We start from the raw sequence: 22,431 nt of genomic DNA, 5'->3' as shown, positions 1-22,431 counted from the left end.
TTTGTTAAAACAACGAATTATGACTGTACTATGGCTCCTTCCATTAGTGATAGGTGCCATTTTCTTTTTACCAGCAGAATATTTTGCTTGGGCACTCGTGCCTGTTTTTATGATTGGAGCAAAAGAGTGGGGGAGTTTTATTGACCCACAATGTACAGTCACTCAATGGACGTTTACCGTCACGGTTTCGTTAATTCTTATTGCACTTAATATATTTGTTCCAGTTGAGGCATTATGGCTGAAAGGCCAAGTTCATCCTATCTTTTTAGCCGTCATTTCAATTGGCCTTTTTTGGTGGGTAATTAGCACCTTGTTAGTGTTTACTTATCCTAAAAGTGGCAGCATTTGGCAAGCCAGCCCAATGTTAAAATCAATGTTTGGACAGTTAACGTTAATTCCCTGTTTTGTCTCACTTATCACCCTCAAGTCAATCAGTGCTAATGTTGAACCTTACTTTGGTGGTACTTTAGTCTTTTTAGTCATGCTAATTGTTTGGGCTGCTGATACAGGAGCTTATTTTGCTGGTCGTTCATTAGGCAAGCATAAATTGATGCCGAAAGTGAGCCCTAATAAGACTTTAGAAGGCCTTGGTGGTGGTTTAGTTGCGACTATGGCGGTTGTGGCAGGTGTTATGTATTACTCACCAGAACAAGAGCTTGGGCTTGTCATTGCGGTTACCTTAATTACGGCAATAGCTTCAGCATTTGGTGACCTGTCTGAAAGTATGTTTAAACGAGCAGCTAATATAAAAGACTCAGGAAAAATCTTACCGGGTCACGGTGGTGTATTAGATAGAATGGACAGTCTGACTGCAGCATTACCTGTTTTTACTTTCATTTATCTCGCATTCTGGATTTAATCAACCATGCAAAATATGGTCATCCTTGGAGCCACGGGCTCTATCGGAAGCAGTACGCTAAGTGTTATCGAGCATAATCCAGAGCAATACTGCGTTTATGGTTTAGTTGCCAATGCCAGTGTAGAAAAGATGCTTCAATTGTGTCTGAAGCATAAACCTCGTGTCGCGCATATGGTGGATTCAAATGCGGCGCAAGCGCTTAAAGAAGCGATACCAGCGAACCTCAATATTGATGTCACCACAGGCGCCGATGAACTTGAAAGTCTTGTTACAGCCACTCAAGTAGATACCGTGATGGCAGCAATTGTTGGTGCAGCGGGGTTAATGTCAACTTACGCTGCGGTTAAAGCGGGCAAGAGGGTGCTATTAGCCAATAAAGAGTCACTGGTGATGTCTGGTGAACTTTTTATGAAGGCTGCGCGTGAAAATAATACGACGCTACTGCCAGTCGATAGTGAGCATAACGCAATTTTTCAATGCCTCCCTGCCGATATTCAAGCAAATCTCGGAACCTGTGATTTAACGGCATCTGGTATTTCTCATATCTTATTAACGGGTTCTGGTGGACCATTTCTGACCTCAGATATTGCCGCTTTAAGTGCAATGACACCAACACAAGCATGTAATCATCCTAATTGGTCTATGGGACCTAAGATTTCTGTTGATTCAGCCACCATGATGAATAAAGGGCTTGAATTTATTGAAGCGCGCTGGCTTTTTAATACTAATAAAGAGCAATTGAAAGTGGTGATTCACCCTCAAAGCGTGATTCACTCCATGGTGCAATACAAAGATGGTTCAGTGATTGCACAAATGGGTAACCCTGATATGCGCACACCTATTGCGCATTGTATGTCTTTTCCAGAAAGAATTTACGCTGGAGTTGAACCTTTGGATTTTTTCAAAGTCCGAGAATTAAGCTTTTGTGAACCTGACTACCAACGTTTCCCTTGTTTAGCTCTTGCGATGAAAGCATGTGAACAAGGTCAAGAGGCTACAACTGTACTCAATGCAGCAAACGAAATTGCTGTTGATGCTTTTTTAAATGAAAAGATTAAGTTTACTGATATCGCTCGTGTTAATGAGTCATGTTTAGAACGGGTATCACATTCAGCATTAGGTACGATTGAAGATATTATGGCGTTAGACGGGCAAGCTCGTATAATCGCAAACGAAGCAATCAAATCGATTAACTAGTTCGTAGGAGAACAATGTTAGATTTTTTATGGAACCTGGGGTCATTTATTGTCGCACTGGGTATTTTGATTACTGCACATGAATACGGACATTTTTGGGTTGCACGTCGTTGTGGCATCAAAGTAGAACGTTTTTCTATTGGTTTTGGTAAAGCCATTTGGCGTAAAGTGGGGCAAGATGGCACTGAGTATGTCGTTGCCATGATCCCTTTAGGTGGTTACGTCAAAATGCTCGATGAGCGAGTTGAGGATGTGCCTGAAGAGTTAAAAGAACAGGCATTTAACCGTAAAACCGTTTGGCAACGGATCGCGGTTGTATCCGCAGGACCGATTGCAAACTTTTTATTTGCTATTGTGGCACTTTATTTAATGTATCTTATTGGGGTCCCTTCACTAAAACCAGTTATTGATACAACAAGAGCAAATACTCCCGCCGCTCAAATTGAGCTAAAAGAACCGATGCAAATTGTGGCAGTTTCTGGCCAGAAAGTTAGAAACTGGGAGGAAGTTAACCTTGCTTTAGTTGGCCATATTGGCGGTAAAGAACTGGACATTAGCTTAGTTCCTTTATCTTCGACAACAACATCGGAAAAAACTTACACACTAGATATCCGTGATTGGCAATTTGATCCAGACAAAGAGTCACCTATTGGGGCTATGGGTCTAGGAATATATCGCCCAGGAATTAAGCCTGTGATTGCGCTTGTAACCAACGGAAGTGCGGCCGAAATTGCTGGTTTACAGTTGGGTGACGAAATACTCAAGGTAAATGGTCAACCTTATCAAGATTGGAATGATTTTGTTGATGTGATACAAACGTCTGCAAACAAAGACGTTAACCTGACCATCGCACGTAACAATGAGCAATTAACTATCATTGTCACTCCGCAAGCACAAAAAAATGCAAACGGAGAAACCATTGGCATTGTTGGTGTAAGCCCAACTCAAATTGATTGGCCTGAAAGTATGCGCTTCCAGCTTGAGTATGGCATAGTAGATTCCTTTGCTGCAGCTGCAGATAAAACCTGGCAACTGGTTGTTGTCAGCTTTAAGATGATTGGAAAATTATTTACCGGCGATGTGTCGGTGAAAAACCTGAGTGGACCTATATCAATAGCTCAAGGTGCTGGCACCAGCGCAGACTATGGATTAGTGTATTTTCTTGGGTTTATCGCACTCATCAGTGTGAACTTAGGGATTATTAATTTAATGCCTTTGCCAGTACTCGATGGGGGACACTTGCTGTATTACTTTATCGAAGTGATTACGGGTAAGCCTGTACCAGAAAAGGTTCAGGACATAGGATTCAGGTTTGGTGCAGTTATGCTGCTGTTGTTGATGAGCATTGCCATCTTCAATGATTTTTCCAGACTCTGAGCAGGGAACACAAATAATTAGAAGTGCTCTATGAGATTTAATAAACTTTTTGCCTCGATGATTTTAGTCGGTGCGTCATTTTCAGGCAATGGTGTGGCTGATACTTTCCAACCATTTGAAGTGACCGACATCCAGATTGATGGTTTACAGCGAGTTGCACTTGGTGCCGCCTTGCTTAGTCTCCCCGTTAAAGTGGGCGATACTGTAGATCAAATTAAATTACAGCAAGCGATTAAAAGCTTGTACGCCTCAACTAACTTTGAAACGATTAACGTTGCTCATGAAGATGGGGTGTTAATCGTTACAGTCAAAGAGCGTGCGACAATTAGTGCCGTGACCTTTGAAGGTAACAAAGACATTAAAGATGAGCAGCTTCAAGAAAGTTTAGATGGCTCAGGTATTAAAATAGGTGAGTCTCTCGATAGAACCATGTTATCGGGTATTGAAAAAGGCTTACAAGACTTCTACTACGGTGTCGGTAAATATGGCGCAAAAGTAGAAGCTGAAGTCATTAACTTACCGCGTAACCGTGTTGAGCTGAAGTTTAACTTTACCGAAGGTCTTGCGGCTGAAATTCGCCAAATCAACGTGGTTGGTAACAGCGTGTTCTCAGATGCAGAATTGATCGGTTTATTAGAGCTTAAAGACTATGTTGCTTGGTGGGATTTATTCGGCGAACGTCGATACCAAAAGCAAAAACTACAAGCAGATTTAGAAACGGTAAAAACCTACTATCACAACCAAGGTTACATTCGTTTTGAGGTGACTTCGACACAAGTTGCGATGACACCTGACAGAAAAGGATTGTATATCACCATCAATGTTGATGAAGGTGAGAAGTATCAGGTTTCTGAAGTTAACTTAACCGGTGAGCTAATGGGCCGTGAAAAGTTAATGAAAGCGATTTTGCCGATTAAAGAAGGTGATACTTACAACGGTGGCGATGTTACGTTCACCGAAGAAATGTACAGCAAATACCTTGGCCGATTTGGTTATGCTTATCCAGAAGTGAAAACCTACCCTGAAATTGATGACGAATCTAAAGAAGTTGCGCTAAACATCAATGTTAACCCTGGTAAACGTGTCTACGTTCGCTCGGTTAATTTCACTGGTAATACAGTGACAAAAGATGAAGTAATGCGCCGTGAATTACGTCAAATGGAAGGTGCATGGTTAAACTCTGCACAAGTCGAACAATCAAAAGCACGTCTTAACCGTCTAGGTTACTTCGAGACCGTTGATACAGAGACTGTTCAGGTACCTGGAAGTGATGATCTTGTCGATGTCGCATTTAACGTTAAAGAGCAACCATCGGGTTCATTTAACGCAGGTGTTGGTTACGGTACTGAATCTGGTCTGAGCCTTCAGTTTGGTGTTCAGCAAAGTAACTTCTTAGGTACAGGTAACCAAGCTGGCGTCAGCTTAAACACCAACAAATACTCTAAGAATGTAAACTTCTCGTACACTGACCCATACTTTACTAAAGATGGTGTGAGTTTAGGTGGTAGCATTTATTGGAATGAGTTTGATGCGAACGAGGCTAACCTTGAGCGCTATAAAAACAAATCTTATGGTATTGCATTAAATTCAGGTTTCCCGATTAACGAATACAACCGTTTAAACGGTGGTATTGGTTACCGTCATAACCAAATTTCTGAAATTTCTGCTTACGAACAAGCATTACGTTTCTATAATGTTTATCGTGAGTCAGATGATCCTAATGCTGATTTAAGTTTTGATAACTTTGAACTTAATGGTGGTTGGAGCCGCAGTACATTAAACCGTGGTACTTTCCCAACCGATGGTTCATCACAGCGCTTTAGCGCTAAAGCGACCATTCCAGGTTCTGATTTACAGTACTTTAAGACAGATTTAGATACCAACTTCTATTTCCCATTAACTCGTAATCATAGCTTTGTATTATTGACCCGTGCACGTTTGGGTTATGCTAATGGTTATGGCCAGTTTAATGATAATGACCAAATTCTTCCTTTCTGGGAAAATTACTATTCAGGTGGTAGTAGCTCATTACGTGGTTTCCAGTCTAACTCTGTTGGTCCACGTTCATTCTATTTATACCGTGGTAGCGAACCATGTTCTCCAGATCCTTCTGGTGACAGCTGTTCATTACCGGGTGAGCCAAATAGAGTACAAGTGAGCTCAGGAAGATCAATTGGTGGTAACGCAATTGCGACTGCCAGTATGGAAATGATTGTGCCGACTCCATTCTTGGATGAAGCTTATTCAAATTCAGTACGTACCAGCTTCTTCGTTGATGCAGGTAACGTATGGGATACCGAGTTCGATTATGACTCGTATAGATATCTTCCAGCCGATGAGTTTGATAAATTGGAAGATTATAGTGACCCAAGCAGAATACGTGCCTCATGGGGTATGAGTGTTCAGTGGCTATCGCCGATGGGACCTATGGTGTTTAGCTTGGCTTGGCCGATTAAAGAATACGAAGATGATGAAACTGAGATCTTTTCGTTCAATATTGGCAAAACGTTCTAAAACAAATACACTCGGCAAGTTTTGCTGATAATAACAAGGAGTCTATTTTGAAAAAGATGGTAAATCGCGCGTTAGTAACAATGGCATTTTTAAGTGCACCTATGATGGCACATGCTGAGAAAATTGCTGTGGTTGATATGGGCGAAGTGTTTGAGCAACTACCTCAACGTGAACAAATTTCACAATCACTAAAAACTGAATTTGGTGACCGTGTTGCTGAAGTACAAAAAATGCAAGAAGAAATGCGTACTATGGTTGAGAAGCAGCAACGTGATGGCGCGTTGATGAGCGACAGCCAAAAGACAGATCTTGTACGTCAAATGGAGTCGTTAAAATCTGACTTCCAACTAAAAGGCAAAGCACTTGATGAAGATATGCGTCGTCGTCAAGGTGAAGAGCAAAACAAGCTTTTAGTTAAAGTACAAGAAGCAATCAACACCATTGCACAGAAAGAGTCTTATGACATCGTTCTTCAACGTGGTGCTGTAATCTTTGTAAAGCCAGAAGCTGATATCAGCGACAAAGTTGTTCAAGCGTTAAGTAAAGGCAACTAATGAAAACTGTGACTTTAAAAGAGCTTGGTCAGCTGTTGGGCGCAACGATTTTGGGTGATGATTCTCTGGAAATAACCAGCGTTGCGACCCTTGAAGATGCTGCTTCAGATCAACTTTCTTTTTTAGCCAATAGTAAGTACCGTGCACAGCTTGAATCTTCTCAAGCTGGTGCGGTGTTATTGAGTGAAAAAGATGCCGAAGATTACTCTGGTAATGCTTTGGTTTTAAAAGATCCTTACGTAGGATTTGCACGCGTAGCGCAATTACTTGATACCACCCCGAAAGTGGCAACAGGTATTCATCCCTCAGCAGTTATTCATGCTTCTGCCCAATTAGGTGAGAATGTTGCTATTGCGGCAAATGTCGTGATTGATGCCAATGTGATTATTGGCAATGATGTGCAAATCGGTGCTGGAAGCGTTGTCGCAGAGCAATCAATTATTGGTTCTGGCACATGTTTGAAGGCAAATGTCACCTTTTATCATGACGTGATAGTGGGACAAAATTGTATCTTTCATTCTGGTTGTGTCATTGGCTCTGACGGTTTTGGCTATGCCAATGAGCGCGGTAACTGGATTAAAATTCCACAAACAGGTGGCGTGAGAATTGGTGATAATGTCGAAATCGGAGCTGGTACTACAGTTGACCGTGGCGCATTGTCACACACTGAAATTCACGATGGCGTTATCATCGATAACCAAGTCCAAATCGCCCACAATTGTGTTGTAGGCCAAAATACAGCAATTGCAGGGACGTCTTTCTTAGCCGGTAGCTCAACTTTGGGCAAATATTGTATTGTTGGCGGCGGAAGTGGAATTGCAGGCCACCTTAAAGTGGCGGATGGCACACATATTTCAGGCAGTACCAATGTAACAAGCGAAATTCGTAAGCCTGGTCTGTATTCATCTGCTACAATTGCAATGGATAATAAGAGCTGGCGACGTAATACGGTTCGTTTCCGCCATTTAGATGAATTGTTCAATCGTGTGAAAGAGATTGAGAAAAAAATAAAAGATTAGCAGTAAATGGCGTTAACGCCATTTCGAGGAATTACGTGTGGCAAACCAATTGAATACAATGGATATTGAAGAAATTCTTCAATATCTTCCTCATCGTTACCCATTTTTACTTGTCGATCGTGTTTTAGATTACACCGTTGGTGAATCATTACATGCGATCAAAAACGTGACGTTTAACGAACCTTTCTTCCAAGGCCATTTTCCTGTTAAACCTGTCATGCCCGGCGTGTTAATTATTGAAGCAATGGCACAGGCTACTGGCTTACTTGCATTTAAAACCATGAGCCCAGATCCTTCTCCAGATGTGCTATACCTACTCGCTGGTGTTGATAAAGCCCGTTTTAAACGTGTTGTATCACCAGGGGATCAATTACATTTTCACGTTAAAATGATTAAAGAGCGCCGAGGGATTGGTGTATTTGAAGGACAGGCATTTGTTGATGGTGAACTAGCTTGTTCAGCCGAAATAATGTGTGCACGCAGAGAGATTAACAAGTGATTGATAAGTTAGCATTCGTACATCCCGATGCAAAAATTGGTAACAACGTTACCATTGGTCCTTGGAGTTATATCGGCGCTGATGTTGAAATCGGCGATGATACTTGGATTAGTTCCCATGTGGTTATTAAAGGCCCAAGCGTCATAGGTAAGGGTAATCGCTTCTTTCAATTTTCATCTATTGGTGAAGAATGTCAGGACAAAAAATACGCAGGTGAACCAACGACATTAATCATGGGCGACAACAATATTGTTCGTGAAAATGTCACCATTCATCGTGGCACGATTCAGGACAACAGTGAAACGCGTATTGGTTCGAACAATTTATTGATGGCTTACGTGCACATTGCTCATGATTGCGTATTAGGCGATAACATTATTATGGCTAACAATGCGTCAATTGCTGGTCATGTACACGTCGGTGACTGGGCAATTTTAGGCGGCATGACAGGCGTACATCAGTTTGTTCATATTGGTGCCCATGCGTTTACTGCAGGTTCTTCTACTATCTTCCAAGATGTACCGCCATTTGTAATGGCAGCAGGTAGTCCAGCAATCCCTCGTGGGTTAAATGTTGAAGGTCTTAAGCGCCGTGGTTTCACTAAAGAGACTCAACATGCTATTCGCCGTACGTATAAATCGTTGTACCGTAAAAACCTGACAATTGAAGAAGCATTAGCTGAAATCACAGCCGATGCTGAATCAGATGAACATGTAAAAGGGATGGTTGAGTTTATTAATGGCTCATCTCGCGGGATCATTCGATAGAAGATAACATGACAAATAATACCCCTCGTATATTTGCAATGGTCGCCGGAGAACTCTCCGGCGATATTTTAGGTGCAGGATTAATAAAGTCACTGCAAAAACAATACCCTGATGCACGATTTATCGGTATTGGTGGGCCGCAAATGGAAGCGCTCGGTTTTGAGAGTTACTTTTCATTTGAAGAGCTTGCTGTCATGGGAATTGTTGAAGTCCTCGCGCGATTACCACGATTGCTTAAAGTGCGCGCGACGTTAATTAAAAATATTTGTGCTGAAAAACCTGATTGTTTTATTGGCATAGATGCACCTGATTTTAATATTGGTCTTGAGCTTAAACTCAAAGCACAAGGGATTAAAACCGTTCACTATGTCAGTCCATCTGTATGGGCTTGGCGTCCAAAACGTATTTTTAAAATCGCAAAAGCAACCAACATGGTGCTGTCATTACTGCCGTTTGAAAAAGCATTTTATGACAAGCATCAGGTACCTTGTACTTTTGTTGGTCACACTTTAGCTGATGATATTCCCATGGAAAGCGACAAGCTTGAAGCCCGTGAGCAGCTTGGCTTAGACCCGCAAGCGGAATATTTAGCGATTTTGCCAGGTTCTCGGGGTGGCGAACTCAAGCAACTTGCCGAACCATTTATCAAAGCTGCAGTCATTATTAAACAAACCTATCCAGATATTAAATTTGTGACGCCTTTGGTTAATCAAGCTCGCCGTGAACAGTTTATAACGGCGCTTAAACAGTTTGCGCCAGATCTTGAAATCGAATTGGTTGAAGGACAATCTCGTGCTGTGATGGCGGCATCAGATGCCATATTGTTAGCATCCGGTACGGCGGCGTTAGAAGCCATGCTTGTTAAGCGTCCGATGGTGATGTCATATCGTGTTAATGCGATGACATACACTTTGGCAAAGCGACTGATGTTGGTCGAGCACTATTCTTTACCAAATTTATTAGCGGGTCGTGCGTTAATCCCTGAAATTGTTCAAGATGAATGTAACGAGAACAATATTTCTGCAGCTGTGATTGAACAGCTAAATCGTGACTTTACGCCATTGAAAGCTGAGTTTGAGCAAATCCATGAAACCCTTCGCTGCAACGCCAGCGATCGAGCTGCAGACGCTGTTATCGAATTAATAAGCCACTCTCCACTGCAAGAAGTGAAATCATGAGCAGAATACCGACAGTCATTAAAGGGATTACACCAGAGCAAGTTGCGTATATCACTCGTGGTGTTGTTGCTGGTGTGGATGAAGTCGGCCGCGGTCCTTTAGTAGGGGATGTGGTGACTGCCGCTGTTATTCTTGATCCTAATCAGCCGATAGCGGGGTTAAATGATTCTAAAAAGCTATCAGAAAAGCGTCGAGAGTTATTGTTTAACGAGATCACAGATAAAGCCTTAGCCATTAGTGTTGGTAGAGCAACGCCAACCGAAATTGATGATATCAATATTCTGCACGCCACTATGTTAGCAATGCAGCGAGCTGTTGCTGGATTATCCATTCAACCAGAAAAGGTGTTAGTCGATGGTAATCGTACCCCTGATTTTGGTATTCAAAGCCATGCTATTATAAAAGGTGACGGATTAGTAGCAGCGATTAGCGCAGCGTCAATTATCGCTAAAGTCACTCGCGATAGTGAAATGGATGCATTAGATGCCAGATATCCTCAATATGGATTTGCTAATCACAAAGGTTATCCAACAAAAGCTCACTTCGAAGCATTAGAAGCACACGGCGTACTACCTGAGCATCGCAAAAGTTTTAAGCCAGTGATGGCTATTCTTAATCAGTCATGATGAGCGATGACTTTTAGTTCATTATTTTTACCTCATTATTTTTAGATTATTATTTGTTACTAAGCCCTGTAATTTCAACTTACGAGGTCAGGGATGAACCGTTGACTTTCCGCTTAGATTGATATTAATTTCGCTATTATAAATTGGCGTAGTTTGCTAATCTGGTCAGCGGTTTTTTCCTTTTAATCATGCATTTCAAAGATACTCATATTCTATGTCCGATCCTCGTTTCGTCCATCTCCGTGTCCACAGTGATTTTTCCATGTCTGATGGCGTGGCAAAAGTTAAACCTATTCTGGCGAAAGCCTCAGAACTGGGTATGGGAGCATTAGCAATTACTGACCAGAATAACTTTTGTGGTCTAGTAAAATTCTATGGCGGTTGTCATGGCGCGGGAATAAAACCGATTATCGGCGCTGACTTTTGGATGAAAGTGCCAGGTTTTGCGGATGAATACTGTGCTATAACCATTATCGCCTTAGACAATGACGGTTATCAAAGCTTAACTCAATTAATCAGTGAAGCGTATTTACGTGGCCAGCTTAACGGCAGAGTGGTCATCGATCAGGAATGGTTAGTCAAATTTAATCAAGGCATCTTGCTGATTTCAGGTGCTAAAGATGGTGATATTGGTAAAGCGCTATTGAAAGGTAACATGGCGCAAGTTGAAGAGCTGGTGTCATTCTATAAAACTCACTTCCATGACCGTTACTTTTTAGAGTTGATCAGAACGGGCAGACCGGATGAAGAACGTTATCTTCATATGGCTGTTAAACTGGCTTCAGAAAATGAATTACCTGTTGTTGCAACTAACCAAGTGGTGTTTTTAAAAGCCGACGACTTTGAGTCTCACGAAATTCGGGTTGCAATTCATGACGGCTTTACGTTAGCCGATCCTCGTAGACCTAAAAAATACAGTGAACAACAATATCTCCGAACCGAAGATGAAATGTGTGATTTGTTTGCTGATATTCCATCTGCATTATCAAACAGTGTCGAAATTGCCAAACGCTGTAATGTCACGATTCGTTTAAATGAATATTTCTTACCTAATTTCCCAACAGGCGATTTGACCATTGAAGACTTTTTGGTTGAAGTGTCTGAAAAAGGTCTGGAAGAGCGTCTAGCGTTTTTATTCCCTGACGAGCAAGAGCGTAAAGAGAAACGTCCTGAGTATGATGAACGTCTCGATGTTGAACTAAAAGTGATTAACCAAATGGGGTTCCCTGGTTACTTCTTGATCGTAATGGAGTTCATTCAATGGGGTAAAGATAATGGCATACCTGTTGGGCCGGGACGTGGCTCTGGTGCCGGTTCTTTAGTGGCTTATGCGCTTAAAATTACTGACTTAGATCCATTAGAATACGATTTGTTATTTGAACGTTTCTTGAACCCAGAACGTGTATCCATGCCCGATTTCGACGTTGACTTCTGTATGGATCGCCGTGATGAGGTAATTGACCACGTTGCCGATTTATATGGCCGTGATGCAGTATCTCAAATTATTACCTTCGGTACGATGGCGGCAAAAGCGGTAGTACGAGATGTTGGGCGGGTGTTAGGTCATCCTTATGGTTTTGTTGAACGGCTTACCAAAATGATCCCAGCCGAGCCTGGCATGACACTGGCTAAAGCGTTCGAAGTCGAACCGTCACTGCCAGAAGCTTATAATAGCGATGAAGATGTCAAAGAGCTTATTGACATGTGTCGCCGCCTTGAAGGTGTGACTCGAAACGCGGGTAAACATGCTGGTGGTGTTGTAATTTCACCGACAGTCATCACTGACTTCTCACCACTATATTGTGATGCAGAAGGCTTAAACCCAGTGACTCAGTTTGATAAAAATGACGTTGAAACGGCTGGCTTAGTTAAATTCGATTTCTTGGGATTAAGAACCCTAACTATTATCGACTGGGCTTTGCAGATGATTAACCCTCGCTTAGAAAAAGCAGGGGAAGAACCCGTCAGAATTGAATCCATTAGCTTGACTGACCCTAAATCATTTAGATTATTGCAGCGCTATGAAACCACGGCGGTATTCCAGTTGGAGTCTCGTGGTATGAAAGACTTGATTAAACGTCTGCAGCCCGATTGTTTTGAAGACATGATTGCATTAGTGGCGTTATTCCGCCCTGGACCTTTGCAGTCCGGCATGGTAGACAACTTTATTGAACGTAAGCATGGCCGTGAAGAAGTCTCTTATCCTGATGCTGAGTATCAACATGAGTCGTTAAAAGACTTACTAGAGCCGACATACGGTATTATTTTATACCAAGAACAGGTTATGCAAATTGCGCAGGTATTGGCTGGATATACCTTAGGTGGCGCGGACATGCTTCGTCGTGCTATGGGTAAGAAAAAACCTGAAGAAATGGCTAAGCAACGGGGTACTTTCGAAGCTGGCGCAATTAAGAATGGCGTTGATGGGCCATTGTCGATGAAAATTTTCGACTTGGTAGAAAAGTTCGCGGGTTATGGTTTCAACAAATCTCACTCGGCTGCTTATGCGCTAGTTTCATATCAAACCTTGTGGCTAAAAACCCATTATCCTGCAGAGTTTATGGCTGCAGTAATGTCCGCTGATATGGATAACACGGATAAAATTGTGATTTTGGTTGATGAGTGTGAGCGTATGGGCTTGCCAATTATTCCACCTGATGTGAATAAGGGATTGTTCAAGTTTACTGTCGATGACGACTTAAACATTGTTTATGGGATTGGCGCGATTAAAGGGGTGGGTGATGGCCCTGTAGAATCGATTTTAAATGCGCGTAAAGATGGCCCATTTACCGATTTGTTTGATTTCTGTGCTCGTATCGATCTTAAAAAGCTAAATAAGCGGGTGATTGAAAAGCTAATTTGCGCAGGAGCACTCGATAACTTAGGCCCACATCGTGCGGCCATGATGGCGACCTTACCTGAAGCGATTTTAGCCGCTGCTCAACATGCGAAAGCTGAAGCCATTGGCCAGAATGATATGTTTGGCTTACTTAATTCTGAGCCAGAAGATAACAAACAAAGCTTTGTTGAATGTCCTACATGGCCTGACAAAGTTTGGCTTGAAGGCGAGCGTGACACATTAGGTTTATACCTTACTGGTCACCCAATTAATCAGTATTTAAAAGAGTTAAGACAATACACTTCTGGACGATTGAAAGACGTTCACCCAACTGATCGCGGTAAAACCGTTAAAGCTGCAGGGTTAGTTATTGCCACTCGAGTGATGATCACCAAGCGAGGCTCAAAAATGGGCTTGGTCACTCTTGATGATAAAAGTGCGCGATTAGAAGTCATGTTGTTTACTGAAGCATTTGAGAAATTTAATCATCTCTTAGAGAAAGATCGTATTTTGATTTGTGAAGGTGAAGTGAGCTTTGATGACTTTGCTGGCGGTAACCGAATGACTGCACGCAATATTATCGAAATCGGTGAGGCGAGAAGTCACTTTGCTAACGCGGTAGAAATTAATGTCACTGCTGAGGATATTAACCCTGAGTGGCTGGAAAAATTTGAACAAGCGCTTTCGCCTTGGAAAAATGGCAGCGTACCAGTAGTGATTAATTATCAGCAGCGTGAAGCCGCAGGGCAATTACGTTTAGGGGATGAGTGGCGTGTTAACCCTACCGATGAGCTGATGTTAGCAATTGAAAGCTTGGTCGGCTCGAGTAACGTTAAGATTGTTTTTTAGTGTTAACTCTGCGTAACTTTGTCGTGTTAAGTGCGCTGAGTAACGCACTGGATTAATCATAGTATGTTAAAAGGGACAAGCTGATGAAAATCATTAATATCTGTGAAGCGATTAAGCAGCACACATCAGCTTTGTTATCGATTAACAGCCCAGCTGGTGCTGTTAATGCTGCTCATCATTCACCGAATAAAATTGTGCTGGCATACAGCGGCGGGGTTGATTCTGAGTGTCTTTGTTACGGCTTGAGCCAGTTTGCCCAGCAAAACCCGCATATTTCATGTTTATTGGTCCATGTGCATCATGGTTTAAGCCCAAATGCAGATGAGTGGGCGCAGCACTGTGTATCACAAGCGAGTCAATATCAACTCCCTATTCAAGTAGAGCATGTCTCATTGATTAAAACATCTCGGACGAGTCTTGAAGCAATCGCCCGAGATGCTCGCTATCAAGTTTTTAAAAAGTACCTTAATCCTGGTGATATTCTCTTAACGGCCCATCATCAAGATGATCAGCTTGAAACGTTATTACTAGCGTTAAAACGTGGTCAAGGCCCGAAAGGTTTGGCAGCTATGGGGAGCATTCAAGCATTTCATCAACAAAGTTGGGTCATTAGACCTTTACTGGGCTTTTCTCGTAGTGACATTGAGGCATTTGCAATCGATAAGTCATTAATTCATATCGAAGATGAAAGTAACTTAGACACCCAGTATGATCGAAATTTTCTGCGTCAAGATATCATTCCTAGGCTAAAGCAACGTTGGCCGAGTATTGCTGCAACAGCATCTCGCAGTGCGCAGCTTTGTGCGCAGCAGCAATCTATCGTTGACGCTGAAGTGGCTCAGCGACTTCCTGAATTCATTACGTACTCTCCGAGTTTTAGTTTATCAGGCCCTGGTTTAGCGCTATTAACATTCAAAGAACAATCCAGTGAATGGCAAAACTTGCTGTTACGCGGTTTTATTTTAGCTCAAGGCTACAAATTACCGTCTCAGTCGCAGCTTGAGCAAATTGTGAGTCAACTATTGTACGCTGCTAATGATGCTAACGTAGATGTCCAGTGTGCTGGATATTCGATTAAACGTTTTGCTGGATGTGCCTATGTTGTACCCAAGATCAGTAAAAAGGACTTAGAGGCAACACAGAACATTGATGCTGAGTTGCTGACTAATGCGATTCAGCGGTTAGACATGCGAACTGAAGAGGTTTGTACTGTTGAGCTATCCAGTCTATCTATTAATAATTTAGAAGGTGAGCAATCACCTCAACCTTTACATGTTTCAGTGGGAGCGAGTACTCAAGGAGCGCGACTATCGATAACGGATTTAACCTCGGTTAGCATTGCCTTTACAGCGAAAGGGAGTACCCGCTGTCAACCCCACTTTAGGGATAAAGGACGAGAGCTTAAAAAGATATGGCAAGAACTTGCCGTTCCGCCTTGGATGAGGGATAGAGTAGCTTTGGTTTTTTATGGCGAAGTGTTAGTTGCCGCGATTGGCTTGTGGGTCGATAAACGCTACTTAGCTAAAGCTGATGAAATCGGTTTACTATTAAACTATAAAATGCAGACATCAGATTAACGTTTACAAACAGTTACTGCATTTCTTCAAGGTAACTTAGTATAAAACGGCAATCTTTTTACTCACTAAGAACGCTCAACGTTAAAGTGATTCGCTAATATAGCTGAACACTCACAATTATCTTTGTGATTTATTATCAATAATTTAACTCTGTTAAGTTTTGTCTATTCATACCTTAGTCATTGCAAATTCTAAAACAACTTCTGCCCGCATCTTTGGCTTCATATAACGCCATGTCAGCACTTTCATACAGTTTATCTTGGGTTTGTGCGCCGCTTGAACTTGCCACGCCTAAGCTGCATTTAACTTGAAAAGTGCTCATTAACGGATGTGACTCCATGGTGTTAATGATACGCTGACACAAAGGCGTCATTTCGAGTGCATTTCCTTGAGCTATAATTATAAATTCGTCACCACCAATACGAAAAGCTTGATCGGTATTTCGAATAGCGTCATTAATCAGTTCAGCAAATGAAGATAAAATCGTATCGCCAAGTTTATGTCCGTGTTGATCATTTACACTTTTAAAGTTGTCTAAATCGAGCACAACCAAAGAGATATCACCTTGGTTTCTGTTGGCTCTGGCCAATGCGCTCTTGATACTTTGTCGATAATAATAGCGATTACCTAAGCCTGTTAATGCATCAAACATGGCTTGATTCGACATTTGACTGTACTTAGTTGCATTTAAAAATGGTTGGCAAAACAATTTTTCAATTTCATTAAGCTGTATTAATTGGTCGGGTGTTAATGGCGAGCTGAGGTAATATTTGATGCTATAAGGCTCACCAAAGCCGCTAATCACTCTTTGTTGATTAAGTCCATGACAACGACCCCAGTTCAGTTTTAGCTGGTGATTCAGTTGTACACCTTGGATCGGCAAAAATTGGCCTAGTGATTTGCCGTAACTGGCAAAGACCGTTCTTGGCTCTAAACTTGCGTGCATTTGCTGCAAGATTTCCATCAAGTTATTATCTGAGTTGTGATCTTTGCCAGCTGTGTAAGGCGCTGATTTTCCCCAGTTTTGTTCTGGATATGGCTGTGAAGCTATGGCGTAATCCATTTTTACTACCTCATTTGATGCAAATACATGCGAATGCGAAACATATAAATAAAATTGTTTTTACCTGTATCAAAATGTAAGCAAAAACTGTGCCTGATATTTTTAGTTACTAATTATCATAAGGTTATTGTTAATTGGTTTTATTGTTAATAGACTGTTTCATTGAATCGCTATTTTATTGACTCGGAGAACTCGCATTTATGGAGCACAGCATCTTTATCCATATTCTCTCAATGCTCGTGATAGCTATTGTGGCTATTTCACTGCTAAGGCGATTTGGTTTACCTCCCATTCTTGCTTACCTACTCACAGGAGTAGTGAGCGGTCCTAGCGGTTTTCATTGGTTCACCCAGCAGCAAATGCATTCAGTGGCTGAGCTTGGCGTTGTGTTATTGATGTTCAGTTTAGGGCTTGAATTCTCTGTACCTAAGTTGTGGTCAATGCGAAGAACGGTATTTGGCTTAGGTAGTGCGCAAGTGACCTTTACTGCGCTGTTAGCTGGTTTGGTGGCACTGCTATTTGGCCAAGATATGATTTCAGCCATTGTTATTGGTTCTGCAGTTGCATTGTCTTCAACGGCGATTGTATTAAAGCTGGTTAACGAGCAAGGGTGGATGCGAAGACGTCACGGCGAGCTCTCTGTCAGTGTGCTGCTCTTTCAAGATATTGCAGTGGTGCCGCTATTAATTATCTTACCTTTACTATCAACCAATGGTGAGCCGATAGGCTTTCTAGATATTGCTTGGGGTATGCTTACAGGCATTTTGGCATTCATTGGTTTGATGTCTTTCGGTAAGTGGGTGTTACCTCGAATTTTTGACGAAGTAGCTCGTTCTCGTTCAAATGAATTGTTCGTGTTATCCACCTTAGTTGTTGTATTAGTCACAGGAGCCTTTACTCAGTGGTTAGGTTTATCGATGGCGCTCGGTGCTTTTATTGCGGGTATGTTATTAGGTGAGAGTCAATATCGTCGTCAACTTGAAGCTGATATAAGACCATTTAGAGATCTCTTAATGGGTCTGTTTTTTATCTCTATCGGTATGCTGCTAGATTTTACGATTGTTGCGCAATTTTGGTGGCAAATTCTATTAATTTTAGTTGCTGTTTTAGTGACTAAAACTGTCGTGGTATTCGGTATTTTAAAGTTGGGCGGTGAACAGTTTAAAGTGGCGTTAAGTACAGCCATTAGCTTGGCACAAGTGGGTGAGTTTAGTTTTGTACTGTTAGCGTTGGCGGTTAATTATCAGCTATTAGAAACTCAAATGAGTACCATTTTTGTCATGGTAGCCGTTTTGTCTATGTCAATTGCGCCTTGGCTTATCAGAAACAGTGTTGATATAGCGCAGGCTATCGAAGGTAAAACATCACGTAAAAAACAGATTGAAGATGAGTTTCAATTGCCGCCACCAGAAGACGGGGATTTAGTATTAATTCTTGGTTACGGCCGAGTGGGGCAAACCATCGCCCGATTTTTGAAAAAAGAAGCAGTGCCATTTGTGGTGTTAGATCTTGACCCTACGAGAGTGTCAGAAGCTAAGAATGCTGGCGAACCTGTATTTTTCGGTGACGCTTGTAAAATGGGGTTATTAAAACAAATTGGTATACGTCGTGCCAGCATGGTGGTCATTACATTTGGAGAGTCTCGCCAAGTGGAAGATTGCCTGGCACTGTCGCGCAAATTGGCGCCAGATACTAAGATTTTAGTGAGAACCACGGATGATGCAGAGCTTGATAGTTTAAAAGAGATGGGCGCCACGCAGGTTATTCCCGAAAAGCTTGAAGGCAGCTTAATGCTGGTATCCCAAGTGCTATACAAATGTGGGGTACCACTACCAAGAATTATTAAGCGATTAGAATCAGAAAGGCGTAACCATTACCAATATCTTCATGGCTTTTTTACTGGAGCTGAGACGGATATGACCTTAGAGCTACTGCATGCGGTGTCGTTAGATACTGGTTCTAATGCGGTTGGTAAGCGCATCGCTAAAATCCCTTGGTCTCAGTTAGGTGTTGAACTTAGAGCGGTAAGAAGGAAAGGCGAGGAGATAAGTCCTGCACCAGAAGATTGGGTTTTCGAGCGTAATGACATCATCATGTTGGTCGGTAAACCACGCTCAATAGAGGCTGCAGAAGAGTATTTATTGCAAGGTTGATGGTTTTTTTTGAAGATGGCTAATTACAGTAGAATTTTGCCATCTTCTTCCATACAATGGCTAGTTACGTTTGTTGTTGAGTAGCCATGTGGTTACTGCTTGTATGGGATAGTCATGTCGGCCAAATTGTTTAATCTTCCTATCAAAATAAGCTTAGAGTTGATTGCTAAGTTATTTTCATCAGTTCAATTACAAAAAGCGCAGAATTATCTCATTGAAGGCCGAGTGCTTGAAGTGCACGCAAGCCAAGAAAATCATAATGTTGAATCTTATGTGGCTGGCTCTGCGATCGAGCCTTATCGCCAAGACATTACGCTGGTAAATGTAAATCACAAAATCGTGATGAAATCACATTGTACTTGCCCTGTCGGCTCCAACTGTAAGCATGTTGCAGCCGCCTTGTTAGCGCTAATTGATAAAAAACCAGTTGAAGAACAACGATTAAGCCAGTGGTTGATGCAGCTTGAAAAGCAAGATTTAGTGCACGCCACAGAAGAAGATGAAGAAAAAGATCGAATTATTTTCACGCTTTCAAGCGATCATCATGGCATTTTTGTCGACTTTAAGCGCAGTAAGCTAAATAAAAAACAACAGTTTAATAAGGGCAGTAAAATTGCCTTAAATGATGTTAAATATCATCTACCTTGGTGGATCAGCCCTGAAGATAGTCAGATTATTAGCTTGCTGTTATCTTCTTCAAAAAGTGCTTCAAAAATATACCTTGAGGGCGAAATTTGCGCTCTTGCATTAACAAAAATGCTTGAGCTTGGTACGTGTTTCTGGGAAGAGAATCGCACACCTTTAACGTTAACTTCTAAACTGGCTCCTGATTTTGTTTGGCAAGAAACTGACGCCCGTCATACTCAAATTAGCATGAGTATGCCAGAGCTAGATAATTGGGAGTTTATCGCTACCAACCCACCAATGTTCGTTGACTTAGATTATTTAAAAGTTGGCTATTTAGACACGGATTTATCAGTAGATAAATTAAAGCTGTTGCAGCAAATGCCGCCAGTGCCATTAGATAAGGTGGATGATATTAGCGATAAAATGCTGCGTCATTTTTCACCTAAAAGTGTGCCAGTTCCCAGTGAGATTGAATTTCATGAGATAGAAGATCCGCTCAAAGTCTCGCTAACCTTTACGATGGCACAGCTAAATGACAGTCCTATCATGCAGCCTGTGCTACAAGTCGAGTTTCTATATGGTGATATCAGCATTGCTGGTAGAAAAAGCCGAGAAAAAATTAATCTTATCAAACAAGGTAAGGTGCAATATCAAATACATCGAGAGCTTGAGTTAGAAGCTCAAGCACTTGAATGTCTTGAAAGCCTACAGTTACAGGCGATTGATAACAGTATCTTGACCCATAACAATCAACATGTTAGCTATTTTAGCCTTGGTTTAATGCCAGAGATGGTTAACGAGTGGGCGCAACTCACGACTTTTGGCATTATGACCTTAGAAGATTTAGGCTATAACGTGGAGTTTGCTGCTGACTTTGATTTAAACATTGTTGATGCAGATATTGAAGTAGATTTAGATGACGATGAAGACAGTGGTTGGTTTTCGTTATCGTTAAATGCTGATATCGAAGGGCAGAGTGTGCCGCTGTTGAGCCTTGTTGCCCGTTGGCTCCAGCAAAATGGTGAGCCTGATGATGAGCAAGAGCTTATTTTACCTGGGCCAAATGGACGGTTTGTCAAAATTAAAGCCAAAACAATTAAGCCGCTAATCTCGGTGATTCAAGAGTTATTTCAGCGAGGCGGTGGTGATGTTCTCGAAGTTCCACGTAACCGAGCTGATTTGCTTAATGAATTGTCAGAAAGCGATATTAGATTACTCAATGGTGAAAGAGTCAGGCATTTAGCGACAAAATTAGCCGAGTTTAAAGGGATTGAGTCAGTTGCATTGCCCACAGGGCTTAATGCCACTTTGCGAGACTATCAAAAACAAGGGTTTGATTGGTTGTGCTTTTTAAAAGAATATCAACTGGGCGGTATTCTTGCTGATGATATGGGCTTAGGTAAGACGTTACAGACATTGGCATTTTTATTAAAAGCCAAACAGATGAAAGCGCAAAATATTGACTCGAGCAGCACGACGTCATTAACACCAAGACCGAGTCTTATCGTTTGTCCTACGAGTTTAGTGGGTAACTGGTATAAAGAAGCTCAAAAGTTTACTCCCGAGCTAAAAGTGTTGGTTATTCATGGCAACAAGCGTCAAGCATTACTCGAAAAAATCGAAGAGTTTGATGTCATTGTCACCACATACCCTCTGATTTTACGTGATGAAATGGTGTATAGCGAATATAGCTTTGAGCACATTATTTTAGATGAAGCACAACAAATCAAAAATGCGCAAGCAAAGGTGACACAAGCGTTAAAGACTTTTAAAGGTCAATTCCGTTTGTGTTTGTCAGGCACACCGTTAGAAAATCATTTAGGTGAATTAAAGTCGTTAATGGATTTTTGTTTACCAGGATTATTAGGCCAACATACTTACTTTAATAAAGAGTTTCGTGGCCCAATTGAGAAACAAGCTGATACAGAAAAGTCAGCTATTTTGCTTAACCGAATTGCGCCATTTTTACTACGTCGTACTAAAAACGAAGTGATGTCGGAGTTACCTGAAAAAACCATCATAGTACAAACCCTTGAACTGGAAAAAGATCAACGTAACTTATATGAAAGTATCCGCTTAGTGATGGAGAAAAAACTGCGAGAACTGTTTGCAAAACAAGGTGTTTCAAGCAGTCATATTGAGTTTTTAGATGCGTTATTAAAACTACGCCAAGCCTGTTGCGATCCTAGACTGGTTAAGTTAGAACAAGCCCAATACGTTGAAGATAATGCGAAGTTAACTTGGCTGACGCAAAACGTGCCAGAAATGGTTGAAGAAGGCCGAAAGATCCTTATCTTTAGCCAGTTCACAGGTATGCTGGCATTGATTGAACAAGAGTTTATTAATATGGGTATTCCATATAGTAAATTAACCGGCCAAACTCGACAGCGCCAAGATGAAATCGATGCGTTTCAAGAGGGAGATGTGCCGGTGTTTTTAATCAGTTTAAAAGCAGGCGGAACTGGGCTTAATTTAACCGCTGCAGACACGGTGATTCACTTTGATCCATGGTGGAACCCCGCAGCAGAAAAACAAGCGACCGACCGAGCGCACCGCATTGGTCAGCTAAATCCAGTATTTGTTTATAAGCTAATTGCTCAAGGTACAGTTGAAGAGAAAATTCAAGAAATGCAGCAACATAAACAAAGTCTTGCTGATAGTATTCTCGCTGGAAGTGCCAAGAGTCAGTGGCAAGGCAATGCCGATGACTTACTGGCACTATTGAGATAATACA

Annotated in this window: 15 protein-coding genes; 14 read left to right on the top strand and 1 reads right to left on the bottom strand. The window is 41.7% G+C overall.

The window, feature by feature from the left end:
* The first annotated feature begins 1 nt into the window (after position 1).
* The 12 genes from J8L86_RS01365 (at position 2) to tilS (ending at position 15,854) form a co-directional block, all read left to right on the top strand.
* Positions 2-859, top strand: coding sequence for a phosphatidate cytidylyltransferase (locus J8L86_RS01365; RefSeq protein WP_211028348.1), 858 nt, complete (start codon positions 2-4; stop codon positions 857-859).
* A 6-nt stretch (positions 860-865) separates the two neighbouring features.
* A complete protein-coding gene (gene ispC / locus J8L86_RS01360; RefSeq protein ID WP_211028346.1) occupies positions 866-2,056 on the top strand; it encodes a 1-deoxy-D-xylulose-5-phosphate reductoisomerase in 1,191 nt (396 codons plus the stop codon).
* 14 nt (positions 2,057-2,070) lie between these two features.
* Positions 2,071-3,432 carry a sigma E protease regulator RseP gene (rseP, locus tag J8L86_RS01355; RefSeq protein ID WP_211028338.1) on the top strand — a complete coding sequence of 454 codons (1,362 nt, stop codon included), beginning with the start codon at positions 2,071-2,073 and terminating at the stop codon, positions 3,430-3,432.
* A gap of 30 nt (positions 3,433-3,462) precedes the next feature.
* Complete coding sequence (gene bamA, locus J8L86_RS01350; RefSeq protein WP_055023080.1) at positions 3,463-5,946, top strand: outer membrane protein assembly factor BamA; 2,484 nt, start codon at positions 3,463-3,465, stop codon at positions 5,944-5,946.
* Positions 5,947-6,002: 56 nt separating this feature from the next.
* A complete protein-coding gene (locus tag J8L86_RS01345; RefSeq protein WP_055023079.1) occupies positions 6,003-6,500 on the top strand; it encodes an OmpH family outer membrane protein in 498 nt (165 codons plus the stop codon).
* A complete protein-coding gene (gene lpxD, locus J8L86_RS01340; protein WP_065109147.1) occupies positions 6,500-7,519 on the top strand; it encodes a UDP-3-O-(3-hydroxymyristoyl)glucosamine N-acyltransferase in 1,020 nt (339 codons plus the stop codon). Before J8L86_RS01345 ends, lpxD begins: the two co-directional genes overlap by 1 nt.
* 37 nt (positions 7,520-7,556) lie before the next feature.
* Positions 7,557-8,018: a 3-hydroxyacyl-ACP dehydratase FabZ gene (gene fabZ / locus J8L86_RS01335; RefSeq protein ID WP_055023077.1), complete on the top strand. Its 462-nt coding sequence runs from the start codon at positions 7,557-7,559 to the stop codon at positions 8,016-8,018.
* Positions 8,015-8,785, top strand: a complete 771-nt coding sequence (gene lpxA / locus J8L86_RS01330) for an acyl-ACP--UDP-N-acetylglucosamine O-acyltransferase (RefSeq protein ID WP_055023076.1) — start codon at positions 8,015-8,017, stop codon at positions 8,783-8,785. Before fabZ ends, lpxA begins: the two co-directional genes overlap by 4 nt.
* Positions 8,786-8,793: 8 nt before the next feature.
* Positions 8,794-9,963, top strand: coding sequence for a lipid-A-disaccharide synthase (lpxB, locus tag J8L86_RS01325; RefSeq protein WP_065109149.1), 1,170 nt, complete (start codon positions 8,794-8,796; stop codon positions 9,961-9,963).
* A complete protein-coding gene (gene rnhB / locus J8L86_RS01320) occupies positions 9,960-10,589 on the top strand; it encodes a ribonuclease HII (RefSeq protein ID WP_211028336.1) in 630 nt (209 codons plus the stop codon). The genes lpxB and rnhB overlap by 4 nt, the downstream gene beginning before the upstream one ends.
* Positions 10,590-10,803: 214 nt before the next feature.
* Positions 10,804-14,277, top strand: a complete 3,474-nt coding sequence (gene dnaE, locus J8L86_RS01315; RefSeq protein WP_065109151.1) for a DNA polymerase III subunit alpha — start codon at positions 10,804-10,806, stop codon at positions 14,275-14,277.
* 83 nt (positions 14,278-14,360) lie between these two features.
* The gene (gene tilS, locus J8L86_RS01310; protein WP_211028334.1) at positions 14,361-15,854 is read left to right on the top strand and encodes a tRNA lysidine(34) synthetase TilS; all 1,494 of its coding nucleotides are present in this window, start codon (positions 14,361-14,363) and stop codon (positions 15,852-15,854) included.
* 175 nt (positions 15,855-16,029) lie between these two features.
* Here the strand turns inward: tilS and J8L86_RS01305 are convergent, their stop codons facing one another.
* On the bottom strand, positions 16,030-16,917 hold the full coding sequence (locus tag J8L86_RS01305; RefSeq protein WP_211028333.1) for a GGDEF domain-containing protein: 888 nt from the start codon (positions 16,915-16,917) through the stop codon (positions 16,030-16,032).
* Positions 16,918-17,117: 200 nt separating this feature from the next.
* Between J8L86_RS01305 and J8L86_RS01300 the strand changes: the two genes are divergently transcribed.
* Entirely contained in the window at positions 17,118-19,070 is a 1,953-nt protein-coding gene (locus J8L86_RS01300; RefSeq protein ID WP_211028332.1) for a monovalent cation:proton antiporter-2 (CPA2) family protein, read from the top strand.
* 114 nt (positions 19,071-19,184) lie between these two features.
* A complete protein-coding gene (locus J8L86_RS01295; RefSeq protein ID WP_211028323.1) occupies positions 19,185-22,427 on the top strand; it encodes an SNF2-related protein in 3,243 nt (1,080 codons plus the stop codon).
* Positions 22,428-22,431 lie beyond the last annotated feature (4 nt).

It is taken from the genome of Shewanella sp. MMG014 (assembly GCF_018100775.1).
Classification (GTDB): domain Bacteria; phylum Pseudomonadota; class Gammaproteobacteria; order Enterobacterales; family Shewanellaceae; genus Shewanella; species Shewanella japonica.
Note: the sequence above shows the minus strand (reverse complement) of the source record. Positions and strands in the feature narration are given on the sequence as shown.

Coding starts and splice junctions, on each gene's coding strand:
- ispC (WP_211028346.1), top strand. CDS start 866: ATGCAAAATATGGTCATCCTTGGAGCCACGGGCTCTATCGGAAGCAGT.
- rseP (WP_211028338.1), top strand. CDS start 2,071: ATGTTAGATTTTTTATGGAACCTGGGGTCATTTATTGTCGCACTGGGT.
- bamA (WP_055023080.1), top strand. CDS start 3,463: ATGAGATTTAATAAACTTTTTGCCTCGATGATTTTAGTCGGTGCGTCA.
- J8L86_RS01345 (WP_055023079.1), top strand. CDS start 6,003: ATGGTAAATCGCGCGTTAGTAACAATGGCATTTTTAAGTGCACCTATG.
- lpxD (WP_065109147.1), top strand. CDS start 6,500: ATGAAAACTGTGACTTTAAAAGAGCTTGGTCAGCTGTTGGGCGCAACG.
- lpxB (WP_065109149.1), top strand. CDS start 8,794: ATGACAAATAATACCCCTCGTATATTTGCAATGGTCGCCGGAGAACTC.
- rnhB (WP_211028336.1), top strand. CDS start 9,960: ATGAGCAGAATACCGACAGTCATTAAAGGGATTACACCAGAGCAAGTT.
- dnaE (WP_065109151.1), top strand. CDS start 10,804: ATGTCCGATCCTCGTTTCGTCCATCTCCGTGTCCACAGTGATTTTTCC.
- tilS (WP_211028334.1), top strand. CDS start 14,361: ATGAAAATCATTAATATCTGTGAAGCGATTAAGCAGCACACATCAGCT.
- J8L86_RS01305 (WP_211028333.1), bottom strand. CDS start 16,917: ATGGATTACGCCATAGCTTCACAGCCATATCCAGAACAAAACTGGGGA.
- J8L86_RS01300 (WP_211028332.1), top strand. CDS start 17,118: ATGGAGCACAGCATCTTTATCCATATTCTCTCAATGCTCGTGATAGCT.
- J8L86_RS01295 (WP_211028323.1), top strand. CDS start 19,185: ATGTCGGCCAAATTGTTTAATCTTCCTATCAAAATAAGCTTAGAGTTG.